Origin of the sequence: Pseudomonas sp. LFS074 (assembly GCF_047978165.1) — a bacterium.
GTDB lineage: Bacteria > Pseudomonadota > Gammaproteobacteria > Pseudomonadales > Pseudomonadaceae > Aquipseudomonas > Aquipseudomonas putida_P.
Window position 1 is genome coordinate 1 of record NZ_JBFPFV010000018.1, and the last position, 2,002, is coordinate 2,002.

Genomic DNA, 2,002 nt, shown 5'->3' on the forward strand with positions numbered 1-2,002 from the left:
GTCACGCGGGTCGAAGTAGTCGTACTCGATGGCATAGCCAGGGCGCACGATGTGGGCGTTTTCCATACCGCGGATCGAACGCACCAGCTCCAGTTGCACGTCGAACGGCAGCGACGTGGAAATACCGTTGGGGTACAGCTCATGGGTGGTCAGGCCTTCCGGCTCGATGAACACCTGGTGGCTGTCCTTGTCGGCGAAGCGGTGAATCTTGTCTTCGATCGATGGGCAATAACGCGGGCCGACACCTTCGATCACACCCGAGTACATCGGCGAACGGTCGAGGTTCGAGGCGATGATCTCGTGGGTGCGTGCATTGGTGTGGGTAATCCAGCAGCTCACCTGACGGGGATGCATTTCGGCATTGCCCATGAACGACATCACCGGGATCGGTGTATCGCCTGGCTGCTCGGTCATCACCGAGAAGTCCACCGAGCGGCCGTCTATGCGTGGCGGGGTCCCGGTTTTCAGGCGGCCTACACGCAGCGGCAGTTCACGCATGCGGTGGGCCAAGGCGATCGAGGGTGGATCGCCGGCACGGCCGCCGGAATGGTTTTGCAGACCAATGTGGATAAGGCCGCCGAGGAAGGTACCGGTCGTCAATACCACCGATTCGGCGAAGAAACGCAGACCCATCTGGGTCACCACACCTTTGACCTGATCCTGCTCGACGATCAGGTCGTCGCAGGACTGCTGGAATATCCACAGGTTCGGCTGGTTTTCAAGGATTTCACGCACCACCGCCTTGTAGATGGCGCGGTCGGCCTGTGCACGGGTGGCGCGTACGGCCGGGCCCTTGCGGTTGTTCAAAACGCGGAACTGGATGCCGCTCTTGTCGGTGGCCAGCGCCATGGCGCCGCCTAGGGCATCGATCTCTTTGACCAGATGGCTTTTGCCAATACCGCCGATGGCGGGGTTGCAGCTCATGTGACCGAGGGTTTCCACGTTATGGGTCAACAGCAGGGTTTTCACACCCATGCGTGCAGACGCAAGCGCAGCCTCGGTACCGGCATGGCCGCCGCCGATGACGATCACTTCAAAACGGGAAGGGAAATCCACCACGCACCTCGTGCCTGTTTTTGCGAATAGAAAAGGTAAGCCGACAAGTATAGGGACTTCACACCCTTTAAAGAAACCGTCTGAGCAAATTTTGACCAGTCTGTGGATGAGTGGCGCACAACAGAAATCAACAAGAAGAAATTTATAAAAGCTTTGTTTTTATGTTTATTCTTATGCACAAGGATATCTGTGGATAAATCCTCGTAGACTAGGAATGACGCTGTGTAGAGGAAAATTAAACCCTGTGTCTGGAGTGCCATGAGGGCTTTGGATAACGTCATTTAGCCTGTGGATTAAATGACGTTTTACCCACAGGCGGTTTTGCCCTCAGAAAAAAAGCCTGCTTATCAACTGAGCTGAAGGCGGGTTTTCCACAGGGCTCCTGAGTACGGTTTTCAGACAGGTCCGCTTGCACTGGTGCTCGGGACACCGGACTACAGTCATCTCGTGCAACGAATTTCAGGCAAAAAAAAGCCGCTCCCGAAGAAGCGGCGCTTGGCCTTGCCTGGCTGTGGATTACTTGCCGATGCAGAAGCTGGAGAAAATCCGCCCCAGCAGGTCATCCGAGCTGAATGCCCCGGTAATTTCCCCCAGGGCATGCTGTGCCTGGCGTAAGTCTTCAGCCAGGAGCTCTCCTGCGCCCGCCAAGGTCAATTGGGCACGGCCGTGCTCCAGATGCTCGCTAGCCTGGCGCAAGGCATCCAGGTGGCGCCGGCGGGCACTGAAGCCACTCTCTGCAGTCTGTTCGTAACCCATACAGGCCTTGAGATGGTCGCGCAGCAGTTGCAACCCCGTGTCGTCGCCCTTGGCGCTGAGGGTAATGGTCACATGGCCGTCATCGCACTGCTCCAGCCCTACGTGCTCACCACTCAGATCAGCCTTGTTACGAATCAGCGTGACCTTGGCCGGGTCTGGCCGCTGGTCGAGAAACTCGGGCCACAGCGCG

At 57.4% G+C, this 2,002-nt stretch carries 1 protein-coding gene and 1 pseudogene; both read right to left on the reverse strand.

All coding sequences use genetic code 11. The features are described 5' to 3' along the window. The coding region (gene mnmG / locus ACNQP3_RS29280) for a tRNA uridine-5-carboxymethylaminomethyl(34) synthesis enzyme MnmG (RefSeq protein WP_416470708.1) at positions 1–1,056 on the reverse strand (1,056 nt) is incomplete at its 3' end. 516 nt (positions 1,057–1,572) lie between these two features. Then, a pseudogene (locus ACNQP3_RS29285) lies at positions 1,573–2,002 on the reverse strand (tRNA uridine-5-carboxymethylaminomethyl(34) synthesis GTPase MnmE); the annotation flags it as partial.